20 protein-coding genes and 1 pseudogene are annotated in these 26,602 nt (G+C 35.1%); 8 read left to right on the forward strand and 13 right to left on the reverse strand.

Annotation, left to right across the window (positions count from 1 at the left end):
• Positions 1-24: 24 nt before the first annotated feature.
• From GXP67_RS00880 to GXP67_RS00930, 11 genes and pseudogenes are all read right to left on the reverse strand, one after another.
• Positions 25-2,010: a hypothetical protein gene (locus GXP67_RS00880; protein WP_162441414.1), complete on the reverse strand. Its 1,986-nt coding sequence runs from the start codon at positions 2,008-2,010 to the stop codon at positions 25-27.
• A complete protein-coding gene (locus tag GXP67_RS00885) occupies positions 1,992-3,287 on the reverse strand; it encodes a hypothetical protein (protein ID WP_162441415.1) in 1,296 nt (431 codons plus the stop codon). The genes GXP67_RS00880 and GXP67_RS00885 overlap by 19 nt, the downstream gene beginning before the upstream one ends.
• Positions 3,275-3,625 (reverse strand): hypothetical protein, encoded by a 351-nt coding sequence (locus GXP67_RS00890; RefSeq protein ID WP_162441416.1) that lies wholly within the window; start codon positions 3,623-3,625, stop codon positions 3,275-3,277. The genes GXP67_RS00885 and GXP67_RS00890 overlap by 13 nt, the downstream gene beginning before the upstream one ends.
• A gap of 33 nt (positions 3,626-3,658) precedes the next feature.
• Positions 3,659-4,148 (reverse strand): annotated as a pseudogene (locus GXP67_RS38140) (IS1 family transposase).
• A gap of 121 nt (positions 4,149-4,269) precedes the next feature.
• Entirely contained in the window at positions 4,270-5,664 is a 1,395-nt protein-coding gene (locus GXP67_RS00900; RefSeq protein ID WP_162441418.1) for a M28 family metallopeptidase, read from the reverse strand.
• 11 nt (positions 5,665-5,675) lie between these two features.
• The gene (locus tag GXP67_RS00905; RefSeq protein ID WP_162441419.1) at positions 5,676-7,259 is read right to left on the reverse strand and encodes a M36 family metallopeptidase; all 1,584 of its coding nucleotides are present in this window, start codon (positions 7,257-7,259) and stop codon (positions 5,676-5,678) included.
• 251 nt (positions 7,260-7,510) lie between these two features.
• A complete protein-coding gene (locus GXP67_RS00910; protein WP_162441420.1) occupies positions 7,511-8,992 on the reverse strand; it encodes a flavin monoamine oxidase family protein in 1,482 nt (493 codons plus the stop codon).
• Between the two features lie 5 nt (positions 8,993-8,997).
• Positions 8,998-9,246, reverse strand: a complete 249-nt coding sequence (locus GXP67_RS00915; RefSeq protein ID WP_162441421.1) for an NAD(P)-binding protein — start codon at positions 9,244-9,246, stop codon at positions 8,998-9,000.
• A 12-nt stretch (positions 9,247-9,258) separates the two neighbouring features.
• Positions 9,259-10,485, reverse strand: coding sequence for an FAD-dependent oxidoreductase (locus GXP67_RS00920; RefSeq protein WP_162441422.1), 1,227 nt, complete (start codon positions 10,483-10,485; stop codon positions 9,259-9,261).
• Between the two features lie 286 nt (positions 10,486-10,771).
• Positions 10,772-10,945, reverse strand: coding sequence for a hypothetical protein (locus GXP67_RS00925; RefSeq protein ID WP_197901622.1), 174 nt, complete (start codon positions 10,943-10,945; stop codon positions 10,772-10,774).
• Between the two features lie 27 nt (positions 10,946-10,972).
• Positions 10,973-11,230 carry a transposase gene (locus GXP67_RS00930; protein ID WP_162441423.1) on the reverse strand — a complete coding sequence of 86 codons (258 nt, stop codon included), beginning with the start codon at positions 11,228-11,230 and terminating at the stop codon, positions 10,973-10,975.
• A 351-nt stretch (positions 11,231-11,581) separates the two neighbouring features.
• On the opposite strand from GXP67_RS00930, the gene GXP67_RS00935 reads away from it, so the two are divergent.
• Positions 11,582-12,568, forward strand: coding sequence for a hypothetical protein (locus GXP67_RS00935; protein WP_162441424.1), 987 nt, complete (start codon positions 11,582-11,584; stop codon positions 12,566-12,568).
• Positions 12,569-12,751: 183 nt separating this feature from the next.
• Here GXP67_RS00935 and GXP67_RS00940 read toward each other — a convergent pair whose 3' ends face one another.
• Both GXP67_RS00940 and GXP67_RS00945 read right to left on the reverse strand, forming a co-directional pair.
• Positions 12,752-13,738: an IS481 family transposase gene (locus tag GXP67_RS00940; RefSeq protein ID WP_162441425.1), complete on the reverse strand. Its 987-nt coding sequence runs from the start codon at positions 13,736-13,738 to the stop codon at positions 12,752-12,754.
• A 284-nt stretch (positions 13,739-14,022) separates the two neighbouring features.
• Positions 14,023-14,289 carry a hypothetical protein gene (locus GXP67_RS00945; RefSeq protein ID WP_162441426.1) on the reverse strand — a complete coding sequence of 89 codons (267 nt, stop codon included), beginning with the start codon at positions 14,287-14,289 and terminating at the stop codon, positions 14,023-14,025.
• Positions 14,290-15,204: 915 nt separating this feature from the next.
• Here GXP67_RS00945 and GXP67_RS00950 point away from each other — a divergent pair.
• The 7 genes from GXP67_RS00950 (at position 15,205) to GXP67_RS00980 (ending at position 26,532) form a co-directional block, all read left to right on the forward strand.
• Positions 15,205-16,773 (forward strand): hypothetical protein, encoded by a 1,569-nt coding sequence (locus tag GXP67_RS00950; protein WP_162441427.1) that lies wholly within the window; start codon positions 15,205-15,207, stop codon positions 16,771-16,773.
• 2 nt (positions 16,774-16,775) lie between these two features.
• A complete protein-coding gene (locus GXP67_RS00955) occupies positions 16,776-18,197 on the forward strand; it encodes a GMC oxidoreductase (protein ID WP_162441428.1) in 1,422 nt (473 codons plus the stop codon).
• Position 18,198: 1 nt separating this feature from the next.
• The gene (locus tag GXP67_RS00960) at positions 18,199-18,963 is read left to right on the forward strand and encodes a hypothetical protein (RefSeq protein WP_162441429.1); all 765 of its coding nucleotides are present in this window, start codon (positions 18,199-18,201) and stop codon (positions 18,961-18,963) included.
• A 729-nt stretch (positions 18,964-19,692) separates the two neighbouring features.
• Positions 19,693-22,413 carry a S1/P1 nuclease gene (locus GXP67_RS00965; RefSeq protein WP_162441430.1) on the forward strand — a complete coding sequence of 907 codons (2,721 nt, stop codon included), beginning with the start codon at positions 19,693-19,695 and terminating at the stop codon, positions 22,411-22,413.
• Between the two features lie 590 nt (positions 22,414-23,003).
• A complete protein-coding gene (locus GXP67_RS00970; RefSeq protein ID WP_162441431.1) occupies positions 23,004-23,237 on the forward strand; it encodes an acyl carrier protein in 234 nt (77 codons plus the stop codon).
• 365 nt (positions 23,238-23,602) lie between these two features.
• Positions 23,603-25,429: a hypothetical protein gene (locus GXP67_RS00975; RefSeq protein ID WP_162441432.1), complete on the forward strand. Its 1,827-nt coding sequence runs from the start codon at positions 23,603-23,605 to the stop codon at positions 25,427-25,429.
• On the forward strand, positions 25,426-26,532 hold the full coding sequence (locus GXP67_RS00980) for a hypothetical protein (RefSeq protein ID WP_162441433.1): 1,107 nt from the start codon (positions 25,426-25,428) through the stop codon (positions 26,530-26,532). The genes GXP67_RS00975 and GXP67_RS00980 overlap by 4 nt, the downstream gene beginning before the upstream one ends.
• Positions 26,533-26,602: the final 70 nt, after the last annotated feature.

Raw genomic sequence — 26,602 nt, forward strand, 5'->3', positions numbered from 1 at the left:
AATTTTATTTCCCTAGCTCATCCATTAACCAAAAGCTTGTCTCATCTGATTAAATAACTTATCGCAATCATTATTTACTGTCTTACTAACAAGTACCTGATGAAGTCCCAGTATTTTTTTTATTCTACTCTGGTCTGATTCGGCTTTGTTTAAATATGAATGCTGTAGTGTTAATTTGGCTGCATTACATAACCATTGTAATGAATCTTCTGGTTTGTTTTGCTCTAGTAATCGCGCGGCTCCTCCTACTAAGTTGTTCAACCTCGTTCGTATAGCCCAGCCATGGGTATAGGCTTCCAAAATTTTGTTTATCTCAAGAAGCCTTTGTGGTTCAAAATCTTCGAATTTCCAAAATTTGCGACTTCTAGCAACTCCTAAAAGCATAAAATTATTTAGTAAGTCAGCCTTTTGTATACAATCTTCTAAGATGCGTCGGGCTTCTAGGCGAAATTCGTCACTATTTCCTTTCTTAGCTAGGCTTGAAAGTAGGGCTTTACATTCAACTATTTTTGATAAAACATATAATATTTCTGCTGGAAATGTACTATCCTGATCAGAAGCAACTTCTTCATTAGCCAACATTAATTCACGTTGTGCTTCTTCTAGTTGGCTGAACAAAAACTCTAAATCTACTAAAGGTTCTTCTCGTTCAATTTTATCTTTCACAGGCTGGTAGATACATTCTGCCAAATTGCGGCGGATAATAGCTCGGTCAGAACTTCCATATTCGTCGCCTTCTGCTACCCATTCTTTAAGCAGACTTCTGTATCCTTGCTTCGCTTCAGGATAACCATGAAATATGTATTGAATTATTCTCAATTTATCATGTTGCAACTTGCGAATCTCCCGTAAGGCTCGACTTTTAACTGTAGAGTCAGTAGTGCTCTGAGTCAAAGGTTCAAGTATTTTTATGGCCTGATCCAGCGACTCGTCAATAGCACTCCTTAAGTCATCATCTTCTCCTTTTGCTTTTATAATTTCAGCTTGAAGAATAAATTTCATTGCTTTGTCAAATTCATTAAGGTCAACAGATGTTTCAATGCAATGATTTAACCAAAACTCAGCCCGCCTCAACTCGAATAGCTGAAGGTATGCCCATGCCACATATAGCTTTGATAAATTGCTAACTGATAGAGCCTTATTGCTATTAAGGAGTTTGATTAGCTCTATGATCTTTTTAGGACGGTTTTTGTTATAATTTCGCTTAATAAGGTTATTTAAAAAGTCTATGGCTTGCTCTTCCATTTTGGCTTGCACCGCATGAAAAAACATCTTTTCCACTATTATTTCTTTCAGTGTTGTCTGAGTTTCTTCTGCCTGTTTTAACATAAGGTAAAAACATTCTTTGTGGGCTTGCTGGCGTTCATGTTCACTCAAGCTAGGCTGGCTGAAAACAGTATATCGTGCAAAAGCCGATAACAAAATACCTGCATCTGTCTTAATCAGACAGTATGGGGCGTACTGCCATTTCATGAAATCGGTATCTTTGAATTGATGCCAACCCTGATTTACAAGAAGATACTCTGGTATTTCCATATCCAATGTTGCCATTATGTTCATTAGCCTTCTTTCATCTATCCAGGCTTGTAATACATTTTGTTGTTCATACTGATTGAGTAGAGTATCCATTTGCCAAGTATCTGTTAGTATATTTGAAATGGTTTGATTGGTAAATAGCCAGATTGTTCCTGGACAAGTATTTATAGCTTCCCAAAACCAGTGAACTTGTTTATAAAAGGGTGGATTAATAATTACTAAAAATAAACCCTCAGTGCTACATACTTTCTGCCAACCAGATTGAGGTGATTGAATCATACCCTTGATTCGGTGCAATAACTCTATTTGTTCAACAAATGTTAATTCAGCTTGTTTTAATACTGATTCGGCCCACTCACTCAGCCGTTCATCAACCATATCTATATCAAAAATTGAGTTATTTACAGACGATGAATTGATTGAAGTATCTGCTGCATATGGATAAAAGTCAATTACTAAGGGGTCTTGCCCCATTTTGATATAAGTTGATGTAAAATCTGGTACAGGTCAATCAATGCTTCTCGACTATATTGTATTTTAGTACATAGGCGCCTAATTGGTTTCCCATCCTTAATAACATGTTCTGACCAAATATTATCTTGATCAGGCAAAAATGTGAGAGGGTTGAGTGTCGTCCTGTCATTATAAAGCATCTGTTCAAATGCTAAGTACTGAAGCCTTGCCTGATTTGAAAGTGAATGGCTCCAAGCTAATTTTTTAGGTAGTTGGCGGTTAACCCAAATTACAGGGCTAGCCCAATCGACCCGGTGCAGCTTTTCGGCTACACTAGCCCTCTTTAGATTAGCTCTGATTTCTCCAAAAGCAGCTTCCAACGGCACCTCATTTACTATGCGTTTAATGACTTCACCGGCAAGTATACGGCCGGTAGCTAACCAGATAGGTGATTGCATAGCTACCATAGTCAGTGGTCTATCTCGCCCAATCAATTTAAAAAATGTGGGAGCAGCGAAACTTGTCTCTGTTACATCAGCACGAGCAGTATCACAAGCTGATAAAAAAATATATAATGGGGATTTTTTGGCAGCCAGAATAGATTTTGCAAATGCTTCTGCTGATACCCATGTATTATCAGAAGCCAATAAACCTGCCTCCGGACTATTCCGACCATGACCATTGAACCATAATATATGCGGCTGGATAGAATCAAGCTGTCCTTGAAATTCTTGTATATTGAAGCCCTTAACAATTGGCTCGGCTACCTTATTTCGGATAGATGTTGGTAGGTCGCTATAAGCTTTAAATATTGCCTTGGTCTCTATACTTGGATCGATATATCCAGTTGAATCGTTGCCAGGACTACCTTCTAAAACTAATATCTTCAATTGATCAGTGAATTCAGTTGGGCCGAATTCCCTCAAGTTTAAAGACTGAACCCGAACCAGTGATATTTTTTCTAGTATATCATATTGCCTATTAGTAACTAATTCATCGAGAAGTAATTCCCATGGCAAATACCAGTATTTAGGAAAGCATAGGTAGAATATTCGTATACTGCCTGAATCGGATGCAGGTGTATAGTTTCGCCAATTCTTACGGATCTCCTTAACCAATTCCTGGAACTCTTCCTGAAATGCCTGATTTCTTAAATTACCAGGAGGAGGTGGCAAAATAGGTCGACGGGCAAGCTGAATAAAATGCTCCCGCTTGTTTGGCTCAATAATATTCCAACCATAGGCTGCAGAAAAAATCTTTTTCTTCCAGCTTATCTTATAAGTTTTTACCGTTTCCACCACCGTAGTAGAGAGAAACTGGTATTATTGTACTGTAGACCTTTGTTTTCCCCTTTATCTTGCTGATCATGATCATCAATGTTAAATTTGGATGCCAGCTTGGTTAAGATACTAGGGGCTGAATACCCAATTAGCAAAGCTTGAATACCTGTAGTGGGTGCTAAAAGCCATGTTACAAGTGCACCCAACCCCATCTGCAAAATCAGTCCAATCCAAAACATAGGTTGCTTAAAATAATTAGGTATGTTAGAGGTATACCGTTCTTGGATAATTCGAAGGGTATCAGGTATAATTCCACCTAATAGACCTAACCACAAAAAGGTGTCTGTAACTTGCATAAGTTTGGGCTATTTAATGACTGATGAATAGTATTAATTATATGGTGTTGTTACTTTATAATAATTTAATTGGTTCATAAGTAACATGAGCAAGGATTTGGAGTAACAAAGTGTTTTTCTTCCGTTTTTCTTCCTACTGCATTGGTTTCTTTCTTAGACTGGATCAATTTTGCAGCAGGGATGATCTGAGGATACACTTTCCAATAGTCACTCATCATCCATCGAATGGTTTTCGCTTCAAGGTTTTGCCAGAGCAACTGACCTGTTGCATAGCCTCTTGAACCTAAAATAAAGTCAATGAAGCGCTTTTCATATCTGTCTACAGCTACCCTAAGCCAACAATATTTTTTTATAACAAATATACGTGTGTAGTTCACCGATTTCCACTACATCTAACTTTGCAGGATTTTGTACAACTGCAAAGCTTGCTGTATCAAACAACAAGCTTTGCAGTTGATTTACCTTCCACTGTTAAGTTGTAGCCACAAGTCTTACAACGATAGCGTTGTCGAGCATGAACAATTCAATTCTTTGCCAACTTTTCACTATTGCATTTACTACCTCTCATAGGCTTTTAACATAAATATTCAAAGCTATCCTTGAATGTCAACACGAAATATTTTAACCTATGAAACACCTTAAAATTATTTACCAAGAATAAGGATTGTGGCAGCAACCATTTTTACTACTTCGGCAAGATGAGTTATATCTATTTTGTCTATTGTATCGGAAACTTTATGATAAAATGGATTATCAGTAGCATTATAGGCTCCAATACAAGCGAAACCTTTTGCTTCAAAAGGTATGTAATCACTATTCCAAATATCAGTATGTGCAACTTCTAAAGATGTATAATCAGTTGCTGCTTGGGCCATGGTCAAACCAAATGCTTTAGCGGCTGCATCGTTATTGGAATTTTTATTTCCCTGATCATATTCAACAATAATCTTTGATAAAGCACCAGTTTGTTTATATGATATCATGTCTAAATTGATAACAACATCAATAGGCCATTTTTCCTGTGAAGCTTTTTCTGCACAGGCAGCAGATCCATAAAGCCCTTGCTCTTCACCACCAAATACTGCAAACATAATGTTACGTTTTAATGGTATGTTTCTAAAAATTCTTGCCAACTCTAGAGTTGCAGCAACTCCAGATGCATTATCATCTGCCCCTGGTGCGCTAAATGAAGGGGTTTCAGATATAGAATCATAATGGGAGCATACTATGATCATATCTTTATCCTTATTGCCACATAGAACATTCATTTGAGGCTGACTATTTGGTAACTCAAATGGTTGATACTGAATTTCTTTTTCAATAGAATACCCAATCCTCTGAAATTGATCAAAAATCCAAATAGGTACTTTTGAAATTTCAGGAGAGTAAGACCAGCGGGTACCAAATTCAGTTAATTTTGTAATGTTTTCTAGCAGCTGATTTGTATCTACTCTTTCAGTTATTGACTTTATTTCTGAATCAATTTTTTTACTTTTATTGCTATGGCTGATTGTAAAACCTTTAGCTTCATTCAACCTCTTGCCGCAAGGTGAGTATAATAGTAAACGATTTATTAGAGCTAATAAATCATCTAAATTGTCAATCTCAGCTTTTTCATTTACCGTGCCTTTGTAATGAATAGACGTCATTCCTAAACTACGTGCTAAGGTAACGTGACTTTGATTTGCACTAATAAAAATTGTATGATGATAAGATAATCCAACCCGAATTTTATTTATTGCATCTCTGAATGTATTTTCAGAGATTTTTTTATGGCCGTTGTCCGGGAAAGTTATTTTTTCGGACAACGGCTCAAAGAAATGCAAAATGCCATTATCTTTCACAATACTGTGAAAATGGTTTAATCTTTTATCTGAATCAATATTCTCTTGATTATTACAGGAAATAAGAGCCAGTTCTGAAACTTCATTATGTGAATCTTGAACAGATTGAAGTTTAGATAATACTTCAACAACTCCTGGAATCAGTCTGCCCTTATCTATAAGTGTTTGCTCAAGTTCGAAAAAGATTATTTTCATAGTATAAAAATTTAGATACCTTTTCCATTAAGGCTAATATCTTCAAAAGGCACACCTGCACGCTTATTTTTTCTTCTGGGATTCGGCAAAATACCTCTACGGATAAATATATCCCGGATTGTATTTTCATTGCGGCCGTCATTCAATCTTTTATCTGCTGTAATCAATGCATTAGCTGCCTCCTCAAATTTTGTTGTTGGAGTAAGTAAAAAATGATGAGCTATCACTAACTGATCGGATGTTCTTCCACCAAGTGCTTTACGTAGTTCCCAAAGACAAGCTGACCAAATTTCTCCATCATCATGCTCTTCACCTACTATATCTTTTGGATATTTTTTGTTGCTATCTAGTCTTCTCAGACATGGTGGTTCTGCACCACTATAAGCTACTGCGTCCCAATTTCCTACCGTAGGCTTGAGTACATCAGGTTTGTTGTCTGAGAAAAAACTTGCTGCCAGGTAATCTCCAAAACCTTCCCCCATAGCTCGTGCTTCTCCTCTTGGCCCAAATCCTGGAACTTGATCATCTAGAATTGCATGTCCATATTCATGCAGAATTATTTCAGCATCCTCGGCATCATCAACCCCACCTGTACCAAAGGTTAATGACTTTGTGCTAGGGCTATAGAAGGAGTTATCCTCACGTATTCCATCTATATTGACTTCTATTGGACGATTGAGAATATTAGTGAAACCTAGTTGTTGAATATACCTCTGTACCCGATCAATATGAAAATATACCATTACTTCTTTGAAAGCGCGCTCTTCTCGTCTAAATATAAACTTAGCATCGCTTCTTTTTACTCTATTTGGTGTGAGCTTTGTTGTTACATATGGGCCATCGAGCATACCACTGTTACTTAAATCTCTTAGAGGTACTAAACGGTAGGCAGCATCTGGTATTTGGGCATTATCCTCAAGTGATGTATCTTTCAAGGTAACAACTGGGTTTGGATCAAATACTTTGCCTTGACCTTCTAATGTTCGTAACATGTTTATCTTATCTATGATTCCTCCTGTAATTGCATCAAGATAGATCTTCCATTCTCCAACCGGCTTTTGAGACTTAACAATTATTTTCCAGGCTAGAGTTGGAACACCCTCTTTCGGATAATAAACTAGTTCAGATTCTAATATTTCACTAAGATCATTTGCCTTAGCACCACTTATTTCTAGAGCACGTTTTTTTGCCTCCTCAACGTCCAGTTGAGGCATATTAGGTGATGCGTCTCCACCTGCCTTCTTTGAATTTAATTTTTCAGCTCTTTTGAGAACAGTCTCGGGCACTAAATCATTATTTATATTATATACTTTGCCTTCAGGATCTATATCTACTCTTATCCATGCGCCTGAAATTGGAACACCTTCAAAATATTGTTGATATAAGACATGATGTCCTAAAATACTTTCTTTAGTTTTATCAAATTTTAATTGTGATAAATCAGGATTAATCTTAAGTTTTGGAGCTATACTTCCTAAAATTTCTTCAGCAATTTTTTCTGGTTTTTCATTGCTTGCATTAGATTCTATGTCATAAAAACGACGAGGCGTATTCCGTTCTGGATGCTTTTCAATTTTTGCTTTTAAACCTTTCATAATTGATATAATTTATAATTTGCAAACTTTATTTCTGATAGAAAATCATTTCATACACTAAAGGTTAAACAGGTATATTCTCGGTTGAATCTTAATGCATTAGCATTAGTTAAAGTACTCTTATAGAGCTTAATGAGGTTTAAGCCACAATATCGATTAAAAATAAATTCTGAATAGCGTTAGCTAATGAGATAAAATCAGAGTTATACTAGCTTTGAGATTAATAGTGTAATATTATCTCTAAATAACCTTTATCGTCCTAAATAATAGTTATCATCTAACCATTCTGATGGCTTAGACATATTAAATTCATCCTGCATCATCTTTTCTGCAACACATAAAGCTCCTTCAATCCAGCCTTGCTGATCACTGTACGCTTCGCCACATATATAAATATTTTCATCTTGCTTGGGCCGCCTCATATACTTCATTACTTTTCCAACATCGTATCTTGCCTTCCAAGCATGGTAACCACCACCATAAGGGTCATCATTCCAATTTTCGTACATTGTAGTAAACGGCTCTTCTATAAATTTTAAACCATGCATTTCTCTCAACTGATCTAAAGTATGAGCAACCATTCGTTCAGGTGCTTGCTTATATTTTTTACTTGCAATCTCCAAGTCTTTTTTAGAAACAAAACTCGTTGATTTAGGAGTAAATCTTTCTAATCCACTTTCTGAATTAACTGATGATTTGTAATTTGCTTTGCTAGGATCCGATATTTCTAAAGGTTTCCAAAAGTCAACTGTTCTCATATCATTATAACTTGCAAGCATGAGGGAAGCATGTGTATATGGGTCTGAGCCAAAATAGTAGCACTGTCGTATTGGTAAATCTGTTATTGATCTACCATGCGTTATTCCTAATTCATTATACCACCATGGTTTTTGATTTGGCTCAGCAGTAAAAGCCATTAGAAGCTTAAAAGAAGGCTCACCAAGGACAGATCTTAAATTATGTAATAGCTCAACATTTTCACCATTCTCAAAAAGGCAATTATCTTGATTAATTAACTCAAGTGACCTTCTTGGCATTGCCAATATTATATCATTGCAATAAACAAAATGCTCAATGTTATCTGTAGTATTTCTTATTTCTAATATATATCTATAGGGATATTTATCATCCTTATTATGTCTAAAATTTATCAATTGACTTTCAATGAATATTTCACCACCTTCTACAATAAAAGCCTTCGCAAGTTCTTCAGCAATTCTATCAAATCCTCCTTCAATAGTATTATATTTTACATCTCCTACAAAATCTCCAATTATATAAGGCATTGCCTCAGCTGCATTCCAATTGATTGTATTTGAGTAGTAAGCGCTTGCATCAGATAAATAGTTGTATCCTTCATTACCGATCTGATCTTTTATTAAATTCCAAAAACCCATATTACTTAGCTTCTCTCCTTTATCTGGACCTCTATGATAAGTCAGATTTTCTTTTATCTTATCCCAAGTTTGCCTGTCTTTAGGCCCTGCATCTAATTTGTTATCTACAAGTACATTGTTAACTATAAAGGTAAATAAATCATCAGGATGTTTTCCCTGAAATGCTTCGTTCAAATTGTAATTAGTAATAAACCCAGTCCTTCCAAACAATGACTCATTAAATCTTTGACCTCTTAGATAAATTATATTTTTATCTTTATCACCCATGGGAAAGTCTTCACTTTTCAACTTAAATACATTATTGATTAAGTTGTATGCAATTTTTTGATGGTCCATATACCTCATGCCCCCAGTTCAGCTACTATATTTGTCATTCCTGGATAATTCTTTACAGAGAAAAGTCGCCCTCCTACCCTGTTACTCATTTCAAATATAGATACAGTGGGGTTCATGCCAGAATACCTCGACGCTCCCCTAAATTCTCCATTCAATAATCTCCAACCAGAATATAGTCCAGAAATACCTGCTCCAACTATTGCAATATCAGTTTGTAGAGTGCTGAAATCAAATTTCTTTAAACTTAATGACATAATTTATGTTATTTAAAATGGTAATCTTCTTTTTGAAGAGACTTTTGAGGACATTGAAATTTCATCATAGATCCCAAAGTGGCTTATGTCATAATTAGTATTTTCGTCTACAATAAGATCAGAACATATTTTGCCAAGTATAGGAACATATTTAAAAGCCCACCCACATGAAAATATCAATACATTCTTATTTAATTTTCCATTATTATTTAAAAAGTCTAAATACATTTTCTTTTTGTCACTTTCTGGAATTGCAGCAAGACAAGTAGTTATAAAATGAGGAGTAGGATCTAAAAATAGAAGTCTCTTCTTTACCCAATCTGAGGTTAATTTAAGATCAGTGGGATTAGGTATAGACTTCCTTTGATTTGGATTGATAAAAATATCATTTGCAAAGGCGGGTGCTACTCGAAGGAAACTGGGATTAGACCATTCACAATTTTCAAACCCATAATAATAGCCAGGGTCTTCTGCTATATAGTCCTCATAAACAAACCAAGAGGGTAAGTCCTTTGTAGAATCCTTAATTTTGAAATAAGCTGAAACCATTTGCCAAATCTCATATTTAAGAGAAACACCTAAATGTTTTACTAAGTCATTAGCGTAAGGGCCAGCAGCTATTAATAACTTTTCGGAAATAAGTTCTTGTTTTTCTGTTTTAATTTTAACTATGTCTGTTGCAACTATATCTATTACTTTTTCATTAAAAAGGAAAGTTATATTATTTGTATTCTCACATAGTCTCCTTAAAGTTCTTATTGTTGCAGCTACATTTATTGTACCTCCATCCTTTTGGAAGAAACCTGTATAACTCTCAGGTAGATTTCTAAAATGAAAATTCTTTTCAATCTCATTTTTATTTAAAGATTCATAAACAATATTCAATTTAGACATAGTTTTTATAGCCTCTTTAATCTCTCCCTCACTTGAATTTGACTCCTCTACACCAAACCATAAACTACCTACTTTTGTCCTTAAAATCTCATTGCTATTAGCTTGAAGCTCATCCCAATAATTAACTGATTCAATGGCTAGCTTAGCCATATAATCTTCTGCGTATTGAAGTCTAAATTGTCGTGTCGAACCTGAAGAACTTGATAATTGATTTAAAAAATCAAATTGTTCAACTATTAAAACTTTAAATCCTCTTTTCACAGAATGATAAGCAGTGGCAAGTCCCACTGGGCCTGCCCCAACAATTATCAGATCATAATTTTTTGAACTGTGTTTGATATCCATCAATGGTTATTTTATTATTGCTTCGATTTAAGGTTTATATTGTAAAGAGTATCTTAACAGATTCAAATTCATTATAAACTTGTTTTTTAAATGGTATTCTTTTGAAGATCAATTAAGGTTTAGCTAAGACCTACCTTAACCCATTCAACTTGTATAATCATTTTCTACAGTAGTAGAATATTTTATAAAACTTAGACTACCTATATCGTTTTTCTTTGGTGAAGAAAGACAAAGCATCTTTTATAAGTTTTCTCACACCCAACAAAATCTTCTCTTTAGAATTACATTAAGCTATCTTACCATCAAATAACATTTCAATAACTTTCCAATCTCTTGAAGCAATTTTTCTTCCTAATACCAATCCATCAATGTTATCTGTTTGAATATGAAATCCACCATATACTCTAGAGATACCTGCTAACTCAGCAACAGAAGAAAAAGTTGGAAGTGAAAGTGGCACATATTTACTTAGAAGCTATTTTAAAACCTATTTAAGGCGGTTAATCATTATTGGTATCATGGCTAAATAGACCATTGATTGGCTATTGCGTCTACTCTTTTCATTGTCTTTATTCAATCGTCTGGCATTGAGAATCCAGGCAAATGTACGCTCTACCACCCACATTCTAGGCAGAACTTTGAAGCCTTTCCCTTCATCACTTCTGAGCACTACCTGCCAAGACCAGTCCCATAGCTTTTGAACATATTCTAGCAGACATACATGTACGGTAGCTTCTATTGACATAGAAGTTCAATTCTTCTAGAGGAAATTATAAATCATTTTAACAACTTCCTTTATTTAAGTTGATGCTTAGTAAATTGAGAACTTAAAATAGAAATTATGTAAGGGATGTATACTTTCAATTATTTACCCAATAATATTACTTTGAAAGCTACTTGTCAATACCTATAATTAGGTATTTTTTCTTAGGATTTGGTAGATACGAATGAATATTATTTTTTAATTCTTTGCATTTTATCTTTATAGTTACATGTTTGCTATTCCAAATCCTAGCTAATGCTAGATTGTTTTTTACTGTTGCTCATAAGGTACCTTAACTAAAATTAAGTAACAACACCAAAAATTAAATAAAATATGAATAATCATAATTTTGTCGAACAAAGTAATAGCATACCGCTCCTAGAAAGTGTAACACACCTTTTTGCATCGAGAATGCATAGATTGCATCATGCCTTGTGGCATGGCCTAAGAGATGAATGGGACAAATTATCAGAAAGTAAAAAAAAAGAAATTGAAAATTTAAACTGGGTTCCCCCTAGACCTGCATTAAAGCATTTAAGAGGTGGTTGGATGCCTTACACCAAAAATGGTTCAGGAATAGATTTTTTATATATGCATCGTGAAATGATTTTAGAATTTGATAATGCTATGATTGCATCAAATAATGATCCTAATATAGGGTGGGACGTAATACCTGAACCAGGACGTTATAAAGAGTTTGCAATACCTAATGAATGGGAGCTACCTGAGAATTTAAAATGGTTAGAAAGAAGATTTAAAATTGTTAAATCAGACGATTTCTACTGGTCAAGAATGAGGTGGTGGGACAGACAATTTCATGACCATAGTTTTTTAAATAAGATAACCCTTGGTGAGTTAGGTGCATTATTAGAAACTTCAGTTCACAATGACATGCATATGCGATGGGCTAGTCAACCTAAAGACCCAGAAAACGGCAATCTGTTATCGTTAGGAAGAGAACCTAATGACATCAATAAAAAATGGGATGCAGTTGAGTATAATTTTTTAGGAGAGACATATTCATCACATGTAAACCCGATTTTTTGGAGATTACATAAATGGGTGGATAGCATAATAGATGAATGGTATTTAGCTCATAAAAACATTTCAGATACAAGAGTAAAAACTGTTAAATTAAATAGTATTGATTGGTTTGAAAAAGGTGAATGGGTTGAAATAAATGACCCTTGGTCTTCTCCATCAATGCATGCACACCATGATGTAAGTACTATGGAAAAAGTTTATAAAATACTTTTTGAAAGTACTTCTCTTACGAAATCAATGATCAATTCTGAAATACCTTCAAATTGGTTTAAATAAATAATAACTACTACAAATAGGGTGTATGTAGGAATGGTGGGTGAATTAGTATATTGTGGTCGGTAATTTTAAAAACTTTTGTAAAAACGGACATAAATTGGCAAGTATGATAATTTCTCCATTTGCCTAATTATGAATTTCAGGAAAATGGAGGTTTATATAACGTGTCGTAACCTGAGAGAGTCAAGACAAAGCCTGCTTTTTCTTCCATTGAATAAAAGTATAATTTCTGGCTAGGATATCTTCCTTCTTCTGCGCATACAGCTGCCGTATCTGCTCATGGGTAGGTACTTGCTGTTGTACCTCCAGATATTTCTCCCAAGGGGTTTTACCTTGTAGAGAAGAATGCATTCTTTGTTTATTATAGAACTCTTCCCATTGAGTGAGCTCTCCTGTTAGATTCAAGCTTTTATCCTTCAGGTTGAGCACACTATAAAATTCTACTTTATCCGTCTGCTGTGATCGTTCCACTTTCCCATTCAGGTGTGGGCTACGAGGTTTGATGGGCCGGAATTTGATGCAATGGTCAGCCAGGGCTTCCTGAAAAAGATAGTTAAAGAACTCTGTTCCCCAATCCGTTTGAATGCGTTGGATGGGGAAAGGAAAAGCTTTGATAATTTCTTTCAGAAAAGTAAGAGATCGATCCGCTGTTTTATCCGGATATAGTCGTAGCACTCGTAAGCGGGTACAATCATCAATAGCTGTAAATTGATAGCATTTAGGACCTATCTTGGTTACATCAATCTGCACCCGATCACCGGGTACAGGCCGATTATATCTTTTTCTTTTTGTTGAGCGGCGAGTTTTCTTTACAGGTGCCACTTGATGTTTATGCAAGATCCGCCAGACGGTCGTGCTAGAAAGCTTTAATCCGTGATGCCTAAGTAGATGAGCACTAATTCTTTTCTGTCCATACTTATACTTTTTTCTAATCGAAAGAATGAGTTGCTCCTGCTCCTCTGTGACTTTGAGTCTGAATAATTTGTGAGGACGCTTGGACTTATCTTTTAATCCTTCTTTACCCAATTCTTTAAATCGTTCTATCCATCTATATAAAGTGGAACGGGCTATGCCACAACGACGGGCAGCTTTGGCAACAGAACCTAAATCTTGGTAGACTTTCAGCCAGGTCTCTCTGGCTTTGATAGAGTGAATTTGTTGAGTTGTCATAGACAGTAAGAGCTAAAAGTGAGAAGAGTGGAAATATGGATAACTCCACTACCCTATAGCCCTACTAGAGTTACCCACATTTCCACTCTATGACGACAATAGAAAATTACAAATATTTTGAAAAATTGTAAATACCTGAAAAATGTTTTCCCTCTCTCGTATCCTCACATATAACGCCCTTAAGCTTAGTTAAAAATCTAAATAAATTACTTTTCTTTTTGGAAGCAAAGAAAGCAAGGATATTTTATACTCCTGCTTTCTTTTGTATATATCAGTTGAAAATGCTATTTGAGCACTTCTAATCTTGTATTTAAACTATTAGTAGATGGAGGGTTTGCAAATTCTAAACCATTGCCTAAAATAGTGAGAACAGGTTCTTTTTCCCGATTTGAATTTTTATTATCATAAATAGCTGCCCACTTGATACCAAATTGGGAATATTCCATGTACCAATAAATCCTGTTGCGCCAGTACTCAAATCCATTCACTGGTTCCTTTTGCCCGATGAATTTGGAATAGAAATCCTTTTTTCTGGTAGTGGTTTGTTCCAATCGTTAAACGAATAATACTTTTAATAAACTCTGGGTTAAATATACTCTTTTCCTTCCCACCACTTTTATGGAGAACTTCATTTGTCCGCTTTTAGCTGACGACGTACAGCCATAAAAAATATTGAATATAATCTCTATTTTATAAAAATACCTAATTCTAGGTATTGACAAGAAGAATATATATATATATACTTGAATTACATATCTGCTGTCAGGAAATTGCATTTAATATTTAAAATCAAATAGATTAAAAAAATATTTCAATCTGATTGAGTTCCTTTATTTTTATGATAAATATGTCAATACGTGGAGTTGATATATTTAATATATTATATAAACTGTGATAATTTCCTCAAGTATAACTTTATTTAGAGAATCAAGAACTAAGCTTTTCCTGTTTTTTATCTTCTACCATATAAAAAGCAGAATTGAAGTTATTTTGTTTTCCTTTCTATGAAAGCTTTATAACTTTTATCATATTCTTTAGTGTTCATTTGGAAGCTCCAAAGCTTTTTCAATTTTATTTTTAAAGAACAATGCAAGATGAGAGACCTAATCTATATTAAGATTAAGCAGGAAAAGCTATGCAAAATGCTTTTGTAGAGAGACTCAATGGCACTTACCGTAGTTAGGTTTAGACGCTTATGTGTTTGATCTTAATGATGAAGTAAGGCAGATGGAGCAAGGCCTACAATTATTTTAAACACGTAATACCGTCGAATATTTGATATCAGTAGCCTTTGCCTGCAGAGCATCAGATGCCATTGAGTTGTGAACAATGAAAAAGCCTCCCGGTTTTCCCACAATTCACAGCTTTGACAGTAATATTTTCGCAATGAAATTCTATTTTAATTTTTGTTATCGCACAATAAAAATCGCTTTTATCTAGTAAACCCAATAATCTCAAAAATAAATATGGAAAACTTTAATCAATGGGCTAAAAATCTTTCAGAGTATGATTCCGATACTTATTGTCCTCTATTAGGTGTAAGCGATGAAGGTAGTGCTGCAAATATTATTGCTCAAGTCGCACAAACGTCTTCTAAGATGATTGCATTTAATGATAATGATATAAATAAAGTAGGGATAATAATTGACGGAGAAAGAATGACCAGCGCAGGTGAATGCCCAATTGGTTTGGAAGAATATAAAGTTATTGTAGAGGCAGCAGATAGTAAAACCAATTGTTCAACTAATGTCGGTGTTAGATTAAATACAAGATATTACCAACAGTATCCCGAAATTCTTCTATCTGATTATGTTAATGATAAGACAAAACTCTTAGATCATATTTTAGAAATATTCAAACCTTATCTTCAAACTCCAGATGGAATACTAAGACCATTAAAAGTACGCATTAACGTAAATGTTGAAGATTCTAAAAAATTCCTTCTTTCATTATTGAGTGATATAAGCAAAGCACGCTTAGAAAATAAAATCGGCGATGATGAAATTCATCGTATCACATTATTGATTGAATTTAAAGACATCATTTCCAAGGAAAAACATTCCGATACTCTTCATAAGTTTATAAATCTTACTAGCGAATTGACAATCAAGGAATTATGTATAGACGGATACATTATTGAATATGGAAGAAGAAGACTAAGCTCAAATGGTTTATTGAATATTATCGAAGCATCATTTCTGAACGAATTGATTATTGAGGCGAAAAAGAAAAATGTAAATCTTAGATACAAATACTGCATTGACATAGAATCTGCTGCAAGAACAGCTTGGGCTGGTTTACATGCAGCAAAATCATTTGGACTTAATGCAGGTAAATATGGACTTGTTCCATTAATACTTGAAGAACAACTAGAAGTGATTACTTGTATTCAGCAATGGATTACTGACTGGACAGCCATTCCAGCGTTTTATGTGGATATACCCCTGCTTTCAAAAGGAGGATTATATTTTGGAGATAGCATAAAAGAAGGGCTTCTGAAATGGCTTGAAATGGTTTCAAAAATTGGTGTTAATACAGTATTAATTGATTGCCCTGACAGAATTGTGAGGAGAAGGCTTTTAAAAACTAATGACACTGATACAGTAGGTGTATTATCAATGAGTGATATTCCGGACATATTAAACCATGCTAATAATCTAAAAATAAAAGTTCTTTGGTCTGGTGGGATTACATATTCACAGGCCTATGAGTTCGGAAAACTGAAAGTATTTGGAATTTTTACAACATCAACAACTGCTAAAAGAATAGCAGTTGGTAATGTATTAATCCGTGACCCTGTTCTTCCTTTTGAAATGGAACCAACTGAAAAAGGTATAAAATTAGTTCACTCACTTTTACAGGCTGGCTTCTTGGTTTCAAGTTTAAATAATAACTCATCTGAAGAAATCAAATTAGCAAGCAACGAAATACTGAATTTAATTTCACCAAACGGACTTGATTCTGTTTCTGACGAAATTCTAGAATATTACATGCAAAAATTAGTTACAGGATGGAAACAGTTACTTAATAAATAATTATGATCTATAGAACTGACATTGATTTTAAACCTGAAAATATAGAGGCAGCCTCAAAGAAGGTTTATGACGCAATCATAATTGGAGGAGGGACTTCCGGTTTGCTTTCGGCATTAACCTTAATCGAAAATGGGAAAAAAGTTGCCTTGTTTGAAGCGGGTTCTTTTTCTCTATTAACTCACTTAACAAACACTGAATTACGCTTCCAAAGAGAGTTAACTGATTCCGTTAGGAGTTCCTTTCAATACACTCAAAAGATGCCAGATGGAAACAATTTTGGTCCGAACTTTAGTTGTTTAGGAGGTAGGGGGTTATTTTGGAATGGTGCATCCCCAAGATTTCAACCGCATGACTTTGATGGATGGCAACTTAGTTATGAAGAAATGATTCCCTATTATGAATGGGCTGAAAAAGAATTCAGAGTCTCAGATTCTTATGGAAGAACAGATTTAGCACAAAAGGCAATCAATACCATCAATGAAAAATTAGATTTGAAAGCTATTTCTGCACCTTTCGCCTTTAATGATTCCAAAGAATATTATGGCATGTTGCCGTCTGGAATATCATCTGCCTTGGGAATTTTTTTTAGAAATACATTTCAGAAAGACAGGAAAGAGTTAATTGATATATTTTGTAATAGTTTTGTTAAGAAAATAAATCTTTCTATTACAAATAATGCTACAGGAGTTATAGCTAGTATAAACAAAACACAACTAGTGGAATTTAAGGCGAATATAATTATTGTTGCTGGTGGAGGAATAGAATCAATAAAGTTACTTAAAAATTCAAATGTTCCCGACCCTCACTACAGAATAGGTAAAGGTATTCAGGAACATCTTTTCTACAGAACTTTTTGGGATGGTTCATCCTTTTTTGATTCTTCAAAAAAAGATGCTGCAACCATTTTTATTCCAAGTGAAAGTCAAAATAGCGAGCAGATAGAAATTCATGCACCTGGCAGATATTTATTTGCGACAGACAACGAACAATCATGGGAACCTGATAATCGAGAATTATATCACATAATGATTCGTTCATTTGCGGCAACAGAGAAATCAGATAATAATTTTGTTGCATTTAATACTGATAACATAGGCAATTCTATTGTTCATTTTTCTCATTCTGACAAAGACAGGTCAATGATGCAGAAAATGAAATCAAAAGTTTCAATTATTGGAGCATCATTAAACCTGAGCATTATTGAAGAAAGGTTTGCATCATTCGGTGGTAGTTATCATGAAGCAGGAGGACTTGATATGGGAAATGATCCAAAGACATCAGTTACAGATAAAGCCGGAAGAGTTCACACTTGTGAGAATATTTATGTACTTGATGCTTCTGTTTTTCCAATTATTGGAGCAACAAATCCACATCTTACATTAGCCGCTTTAAGTAGAAAACAAACTTTAAATATTTGCAAATAGAATGAATCCGAATAGCAACCTGAAATTAACTGCCAATCCAAATTCAATTCGAATCTTTTGGGGCTATAAAAAAGAGGGACTTGAAAAGGCTACTTTTTATAAAGAGTTAGGAGAGACATTCATGCCAGGAACTCCTTATGTTTTAGCCCCATTAGGTCTTAATGGTTACTTACCTGCTGTCTTAAACTTAGATAGTAATTTAAAACTTCCTGATGAGGTTGCACTAATTGTTTATCCAACAGTCGATTTATATAATGAGGCCAGACAAAATAGTTTAGTCGGACGGATTTACACATATTCACATGAAGGTGTGTTTGATATGAAACAATCAAGAGGTCAATTTCCTGGAACACTTGAAAATCCTGTAAAGCATAATAGCATTGACAGATGGGCTTGGTATGTTTCAGGAGGTAATTTCGACTGGCAGAGGGGTAATTCAAGATTACTAGCTTTAAGCAGTACCAAGAATGTTTTCGAAATCCTACTTAGTTTTTCGAAAGATATAAAATCGAAGTTAAACCAATATGAGATTGAAGAAATCATTATTACAGCAACTACTTCTTTTGCTACTGTTTGGTTCTATAGTCAAAAGTCAGAGTTGACTTTTGACTTAAATACAATCGGATTACCCATTCAAGATTTGATTGTAGTTCGTGATTTAAATTCTAAACCATTTTATCTGAGAAATGGTAACGAGGCTTTAAAAATTGAGGATGCTATTTACGTTCAGTACAAATTTCCAAGAGAATCAAAATTCTATATCTAAAACAATTTATGGGTATAAGTATACAGGAGCCATAAACTTATATAGAAGAGCTAAAGATTTCAAAAAAGTAAAACAGCATTGCCGTCATTTAACCATACAGCAAACCGATCAAAATCTGCGTGATTTAGGTGTAGTAGCTGAGGCGGAATCCTTAGATTTTTAACATCTTTCTTTACATAAATTAATTTTATTGATAATTAGAGAGTTGATATTCTGAAGAAACATAAGTGCAATAAAAAACAATTGAAATATAAGTTCGTCTTTAGAATTTTCTCTTTAAAAGATCATGTATAAGGTATTGTAATCATATTAAAAATAAAATTGAATAAGCCAAAATCAATTAGGACTTTATAGCTTTATCTTAAATGGTAGGATTAGTTCGTAACATGCTGTTAATAGAGAATTCTTTAGACCAAAGTTAATTGTTTATAGAGCTTTTAGCACCACAAGTTTTTAAAAATACCTAATTATAGGTATTGCAAGCTTAATATTTTTTCTAAAAATTGTAACATCATACACTTATAATTCATCTGAACAATACACTTTGTAGTAGAAGCTATCTTAGTTAACAAATAGTCTCATTTATTTTATTTATTTAATGTAAATATTTATTTATAAGACTGTCTTCTCTATGAGTATCATTATAAATATAAATGAAATTTAAATGAAAACTTTGTAGCTATACCGAATAAAAATGTAGCTCAATATAATCTACTTAAATGTGTAATAATGGAAACAGTAACCCTAAAACGTGGCCGAGGTACAGTTAAACTAGTCAAGAGTGATAATTTAATTGCAATAAAAACTAGTTCTCAAGCTAAAGTTGGTGAGGTATTAGCCATTGCACCAACGGAAACAACCCAAATAGATATGGGGACAGATCTCAGCGGCTTCCAAATTATAAAAGTTCAAAGTACTAAAGAGGGTATGGAAAAAACGCTCAATCAGCTTCGCAGACATTATTTAGTTGATGCAGGTTCTCATGTTTATCATACACCTAAAAATGTTGCGCCTATCGTACCAACAGGCAAAATCACTTTACGTTTTACTCCTGAATCGACTAATGAACAACGACAGCAGATTTTAGATGAGAATAAACTTGAAATAATTGATTCAGAAATCAAACAAAAAAGTGATGGTACAAAAGTCGAGACTTTCACTGTCAGAACTACACCGGATTCATTAAATCCATTAAAGGTAGCTGAAAAGCTACAACAACATAATGGAATTGTTTCACTTGTTGAACCTGATTTGGCAACCCCAGGAAAACTCTTCGCATTTCAGCTACCATCTGATGCCTATCTGAAAGAGCAGTGGCATTTGGAAAACAATGGTATTCAATTTGGTACTTCTTTAGGATTGAAAGCAGGGGCAGATGCTCGTGTTGTAGCGGCTTGGCAAAGAATGCAATCATTAGGGTCTTCAGCTTGCATTGTAGCTGTTATTGATGACGGATTCGACCTTTCTCATCCTGATTTAGCAGGTAGTAGTAAGGTAGTCGCACCCTGGGATTTTAAGACTAATACCAATAATCCAGCTCCAAGAGATTTTCATCCTGATTCAAGATACGGAGATTATCACGGGACGGCTTGCGCTGGTGTTGCTATTGGTAATGCTAGTGCTGGTGGGATAATTGGTGCAGCTCCAAATTGTCGGTTTATGCCAGTTAGATGGACTGGAACTATTTCTGATGACACTGTTAAGGAACAGTTCAACTATGTTGCTAACCAAGGGGCTTGGGTTGTCAGTTGCAGTTGGGGCGTCTCAACTGATGCCTTTACTCTTTCTACTAAGATGGATGAAGCTATTACAGAATGTTCTAAATTAGGTCGCAATGGTTTAGGCTGTGTCATTGTTTTTGCTGCAGGGAATTCTAATCATGATATTAATGATCCAGAAGGAGGCACTGTTGATGGTTTTGCTACACATCCAGATGTGATTGCCGTAGCCGCTTGTAATAGCCGCGATGAAAAATCAAACTATTCAAATTTTGGCAAAGAGATTTCTATTTGTGCCCCATCAAGCGGATCAGGTGGTAGAGGAATCTTAACTTCTGATGTGAGAGGAACATTCAAGTTTGGAGGTGTAACTTATGAAGCAGGATATGAAGCAGGTGATTATACAAGAACATTTGGAGGAACATCCAGTGCTACTCCGCTTGTTGCTGGTGTTTGTGCACTGCTGTTATCGGTAAATCCCTCCCTAACTTCTTTACAAGTTAAAGAAATTCTTGAACGCACTGCACGTCGCATAGGTAATCCAGCATCTTATGAAAATGGACATTCAATTTATTTTGGTTATGGCTGCATTGATGCAGATGCTGCAGTCCAACAAGCTCTAGCGCTTGTAGCAACTCCAATGGGAACAATTCAACCAACTGTCGTTCAAAACGAGGCCGAAAGGCAATTAACCAGAAATTATACAACACTTTATGGAAGTGAGTTTTGGGGCATTTCACGTCATGAATTAATTGCAGGTGCAGCAGCTCAATTACTAAGTCAACGGGCCCGAATTGAAATTGCACGTATTCTAGCACCGCTTGGGAATGTTGGTTTGCAAGATATTGCAGGCTGGGCAGACCAAATTAAACGTCATACGCCAACTTCCAATGATGATCCGGACACTGTTAAGTTTTTAAATGATTTCCCAGGTGATATTCACAGAGTTTGGCATTACGTCAATCTTCCACTTGGAGCAGCCCATTACAGTCGAGAAGATTATGAGATATTTACACGTGAAGATGATGTTGTACAGATGATAGGTAAATCTGTAAGTGTATTGCTGCAAAACTCGAATATTATGAGTGAACTTAATGCTTTGCGCTGGTTAACTCATCTTGTTGGAGATGTGCATCAGCCAATCCATGTTGGATGCAGTTATATTGATACATCAGGTAGCTTGCCAGAGTTAGTTTTTGACCCTCAAAGAATCATCGAACGAAATTTAAAAAGCGATACAGGTGGTAACAGTTTAGTGTTACCCATAAGTGGAAATATTAGTTTACATTCATATTGGGACAGTAGGTTAGCAGGTGATATTGATAGCCATACCGATGAGCATAGCTTAGAATCCGGATCCATTGAGATAAGCTCTTTAGTTAAGGAAATGGATAATTACACTTCATTAGAAATAAAGAACCAATTTATTGCTAAACTTATGGCAATGATTTGGCAGGAAAGAGCTAGAAACAGAAATAATATAGTTGTAGCTGAGCCAGCAAATGATCTTCCACTGGACAGGTGGGCTGAGCAATGGGCGACAAACTCACTATTGCTAGCACAAAGTGCATATCATTCTCTAAAAATTGATAGAAAGTTGAGCAGAGGTAAATATAGTGTAACCTGGGAAGGAAAAAATATTTATGACACTCGTTGTAAGCCAATTGTTTCGCAACAGTTGAGATTGGCAGCAGAGAATCTCGCCCATTTGCTTAATGCAATATGGCAATAAAAGTTTTCAAACGAAAATATTATTGACCTAGTCATGATTAGCTTGTAATATATAAGACTAGCTTATCCCCAAAGCCAATGCATTAGAAGAGCTATTTTAAATAAATGAATTTTCAAAGAAGGTAAATACTAAAATTTATATAGCAATCATCAATCTTTAAAATAGATAACTTTTTAGGTTTAAAGCATCAATATATGTCGTAGAGAGCCAAATTGCCTCATACGATATTAAATCTTGTATCTACTTTAGATAGCACTTTTATTGTGCAAAGTTTAAATAAAACATTTTAAATACGACTATCAATAAATGATAACATTTGTTTATAAGCTTAAAAAGTACTATCAACAATCAAATAGTACAGTTGAGCAAAGAATGATTATAACTGAAATGAATCATGAGACAGCAGCAAATAAAGTTAATACTGTAATCAATAATATGATTGAGAATGATTTTGATCCCATCGACTATGATTGGAGTCTAATTACGTCTTTTGAATCAGATGTTGGGAGTGTAGTAATTCTTAATGATTTTTAATAAATATACATGCAAGTGGATATACTATAAATATTTATATAATATAAACTTAGATTATGGGCTCGCAAATTGAAGAAAAGGTCAAACAAATTATTGGGGAAAAACTATTATCGAATGACCATAAAATTGAAGATCTATCTAAAGACTATGCTGATATACTCATTTTAAAAGAGACATTAGACATGGAATTTGGGTTAAGATTTGAACCAAGCCTACTATTTGAATCAAAAACAGTAGGAGATGTTGTTAATCTTATTTCAAACTTAGTTGAGAAAAATAAAACAGATTAATTGTTTTCATGCTATATTCCTTTAGCTAGGAAAGGACTTTTCTCTCAATTCAATAATGGAAGAGGTTAGTTGAAACTTATTTTCAGAATATTTCTTATTTAGAATTTACCTTACAATGCTGATAGAGAAGGGGATATCAATCTAAAATTAGAAAAATTTACTTATGTTTTATAAGCTTCGGATTAATTCTAAGAAAGAACCAGATATTAATTGAAAATATTTTTTTATACATTATTTAAATATTTCGGGTGGTAGTATATTCTTATTCAAAATATAAAAAAATATGACTACGTAATTTAAAAGAGATAGATTGACCATATCAATGGTAGTACAATATATTAATTCACATTTATGATTGTTAGTTTATGTCAAATATTAGCTTGGAAAGACCTGTTACTCTTGGAGAATTCAGACGACTTGCTCTAGAGGAAACAAAGCGGCAGCTTCTCTACAAAAAGGAAATTGAGGAAAGCTTAGCTGCTGGGGGCTTCATGAAGCGGCTCCCGCCACCATTAATTGTGCAGGTATCTTTTCATGAGCTTTATAGTCAAATAGTTGAGTTGGCAAAAGAAATCATCAAAGAATTTCCAAGTTTAAAAGACATATCAGAAAAGTCTGTTAGTCTTGGTCAAAATATGTTAGAGGCACAATCAGTTAAGGCTTTACTAGAGAGTTATCTAGAACTTCTTGAAATTCATGGCTTCAAAGGCGATACTGATACTAGTAGTGACAATTTTTCCATTAGAGCAGGTGAAAATATTATATATATAGAAGCAAGGGAGATTGGTAATGACACTGGTGGTATCCCACCTGACATAGTTAAAGCAGATATGTCCGATCAGGCTTTTGTCGCAGCTGTTGCAAATATGATTGCTGTTGTACGGAAAATGGAAAGACCATTAACTAAGGATGAGCGATCTGCTGTGCTGGCTGCCTATCGCCTTCTAGATCGAGGAGTGCAAGTTCCTTCCGCCTATCAGAGCATTGGTATATCTGGTTTTCGAAAGTATCAAACAAATTTATCGGTGGCCAATCCAGGTGAAGGCCACATTCAAGTAACTTGCTCTTCGACTCTTTTACTTGCCGGTACGGTCATTCATATAGAACATATCGATAGGGATGGAGAACGTGATAGAGAGAAGCTTGAGCCATATCGTCTGCCAGCTATTATCAATGCTGCTAGAGTACGCCTACATACAGGTACTGCCGCGCCTTGTACAGCATTCATAGGTCGCCCAATATTTGAAAGTGGAAACGTCATTCGCGACTTACTCAAAAGTGTACATATGACATCAGGTGCTTGCACGTCGATGTTTATGAATGGAGTTTCAGATTGCAAAATTGGTATTGAACGTATGACATCTTCAGAGGCAACAAAATTCATGCGAGCTGTTGCAGGTAATGTTGTGCGCGATCCTACAAGACAATATTTGTCGGCTGCGTTCAATATAAATCTCCCCATTATAGATGATCGGGATGGTAATCTTAAACAAATTAGCAATAAGTTTGAAATAGCACGACTTGGAATTGATCTTGCAGTTGAAGGAAGATTTGAGAAAGTTACTTGGGATGGATCTTCAAATCAAGAACCAAGTATACCTATCGTGGAACAGCTTTCATATGAGGAATTAATTGAACTTATTCATCTTGCTCATGAAAGAGGACTCGAAACATATATATCAGCAGGGTTGCAGCCACACCATATGAAGGAGTGTACGTATCTTGGTGTTGATGGTGTAGGTATTGGAACAAGTTTACATGATTATAATCCAGATACTGGGTTACGTGGCCAACTCAAAAAGGAAAGGGTGCAAGAGGTTCTTGAAATTCGAAATGTTGCAGCAGGTGAACCACTTGGACGAGGAGCAGCTCTTCTTGCGAAAATGGATCGCATGTACTTTGAGGGGACTCTTCCAATTTCATTGGAATCCAAGCGACAAAAGCTTTTTGAATTAATGAAGAAGAAACTTGAAGAAGATGTCAATAACCTTATTGATGAGATTGGCGAAATACCTGGCTCTGTTCTTACACAAGAACATCCTGTTATCGAACAGGCTAAACGGATGTTAATTTCAGCTACTTATGATTCAATAGGTGCCAACCGAGATAGTAATTGGAACGGTTTAATGAAATCTGTGGAAAAACTAGTAAAAAATAGAGATATTTCTGAATTGTACGATTTACTACCATGAACAAAAAGGGTACAAGGGGAACATATGAAGGTTATGATAAGGAGGGCCATTTCTGGCAACTTCCACGTAATGTCGATCCCAAGCTTGATGGAACTCAACTTGCTAAAGGGCATAAAGTTCTATTTGATGTATCTGCATCTCCCAATAGTATACCTATTGATGAGTTCGATAAAATGATAGAGGCAGTTATCCCTGATAATGTTATAAATAGAATTGAACATGTGATTGAAGCGGGAATTTTTTTATTCTCGAAGGAACTCGCTGAAATTCCCCCTCTAGATGTTAAAGCATGGCGTCGAGGAATGATTTTATCCTGGTCACATGCTCGTGATTTAGTAGTGTTACATGACGCAATAGGGCATCCTCGAGATGTTGCTGGCCATGATATGGATGAAGTAGTTCTAGCTAAGCATCTACAAAGCCGGCTTTCTAACGAAGCGGATCAATGGTACAAGAACTATGTTAACTCTTTAGATCAAGGAGCTTGGATCAATGTAGGGTTCTTTAATCCACATATATCCGCGTCTTTATACAAATGGGGAGATGTAAAGGGGGGCGTTCAAAATGCAATGGATGCGCACCGACTGGCAGCACATCATCAAGGAACCCCAGAACACCCTCTCGATTGGATAGAACGCGCCGTTAACTTTGTTGTACATCACATTCCTAGAGAGCACTGGGGCATCCGTCATGAACCACGTGGAGAGTGGTCAGACCTTGAGGAAAGACTAAAAGAAGACCCAGCTATTAAAGATTCAGAAATCGGTAAAGTAATAGCTCGTGATGCTGCAGCTCTTTTTGAATTACTTGAAAAGGAAGGTAAGGTTGTTCCTTGGCAGTTACTTGATGTTCCCGATATTATTACTCCTTCAGTTATTGAACATGCACGTCTGGTGATCTTCGCAGCAAAAAAAAGAAAAAATAATGGAACTACCTTGAAGCCAATGTTAGATGACGACGAGGATGAAGCCTCAAATCCAAATAGAGTAGCACGGGCAAAGGCTGTATTAACAAGGCTTCCGGAAGCAATAAAACAAGCACAAAGCAGTGGGCAGAAAATGATGGCGGAAACTTATATGAAGTGGATGTCTGAAAATAGCTAAGCTTGAGACAAAGATGTCAAATGCAAATAAGGCTAGCCATTAAATTAGAGAGTTAAAACAATTATTGTAT

Origin of the sequence: Rhodocytophaga rosea (assembly GCF_010119975.1) — a bacterium.
Classification (GTDB): domain Bacteria; phylum Bacteroidota; class Bacteroidia; order Cytophagales; family 172606-1; genus Rhodocytophaga; species Rhodocytophaga rosea.

Bases quoted from the DNA above. Each gene is read 5' to 3' on its own strand.
- GXP67_RS00980 (WP_162441433.1), top strand. From the start codon at position 25,426: ATGAACAAAAAGGGTACAAGGGGAACATATGAAGGTTATGATAAGGAG.
- GXP67_RS00930 (WP_162441423.1), bottom strand. From the start codon at position 11,230: ATGTCAATAGAAGCTACCGTACATGTATGTCTGCTAGAATATGTTCAA.
- GXP67_RS00950 (WP_162441427.1), top strand. From the start codon at position 15,205: ATGGAAAACTTTAATCAATGGGCTAAAAATCTTTCAGAGTATGATTCC.
- GXP67_RS00955 (WP_162441428.1), top strand. From the start codon at position 16,776: ATGATCTATAGAACTGACATTGATTTTAAACCTGAAAATATAGAGGCA.
- GXP67_RS00975 (WP_162441432.1), top strand. From the start codon at position 23,603: ATGTCAAATATTAGCTTGGAAAGACCTGTTACTCTTGGAGAATTCAGA.
- GXP67_RS00915 (WP_162441421.1), bottom strand. From the start codon at position 9,246: ATGTCATTAAGTTTAAAGAAATTTGATTTCAGCACTCTACAAACTGAT.
- GXP67_RS00900 (WP_162441418.1), bottom strand. From the start codon at position 5,664: ATGAAAATAATCTTTTTCGAACTTGAGCAAACACTTATAGATAAGGGC.
- GXP67_RS00970 (WP_162441431.1), top strand. From the start codon at position 23,004: ATGGGCTCGCAAATTGAAGAAAAGGTCAAACAAATTATTGGGGAAAAA.
- GXP67_RS00890 (WP_162441416.1), bottom strand. From the start codon at position 3,625: ATGCAAGTTACAGACACCTTTTTGTGGTTAGGTCTATTAGGTGGAATT.
- GXP67_RS00880 (WP_162441414.1), bottom strand. From the start codon at position 2,010: ATGGGGCAAGACCCCTTAGTAATTGACTTTTATCCATATGCAGCAGAT.
- GXP67_RS00920 (WP_162441422.1), bottom strand. From the start codon at position 10,485: ATGGATATCAAACACAGTTCAAAAAATTATGATCTGATAATTGTTGGG.
- GXP67_RS00910 (WP_162441420.1), bottom strand. From the start codon at position 8,992: ATGGACCATCAAAAAATTGCATACAACTTAATCAATAATGTATTTAAG.
- GXP67_RS00935 (WP_162441424.1), top strand. From the start codon at position 11,582: ATGAATAATCATAATTTTGTCGAACAAAGTAATAGCATACCGCTCCTA.
- GXP67_RS00965 (WP_162441430.1), top strand. From the start codon at position 19,693: ATGGAAACAGTAACCCTAAAACGTGGCCGAGGTACAGTTAAACTAGTC.
- GXP67_RS00940 (WP_162441425.1), bottom strand. From the start codon at position 13,738: ATGACAACTCAACAAATTCACTCTATCAAAGCCAGAGAGACCTGGCTG.
- GXP67_RS00960 (WP_162441429.1), top strand. From the start codon at position 18,199: ATGAATCCGAATAGCAACCTGAAATTAACTGCCAATCCAAATTCAATT.
- GXP67_RS00905 (WP_162441419.1), bottom strand. From the start codon at position 7,259: ATGAAAGGTTTAAAAGCAAAAATTGAAAAGCATCCAGAACGGAATACG.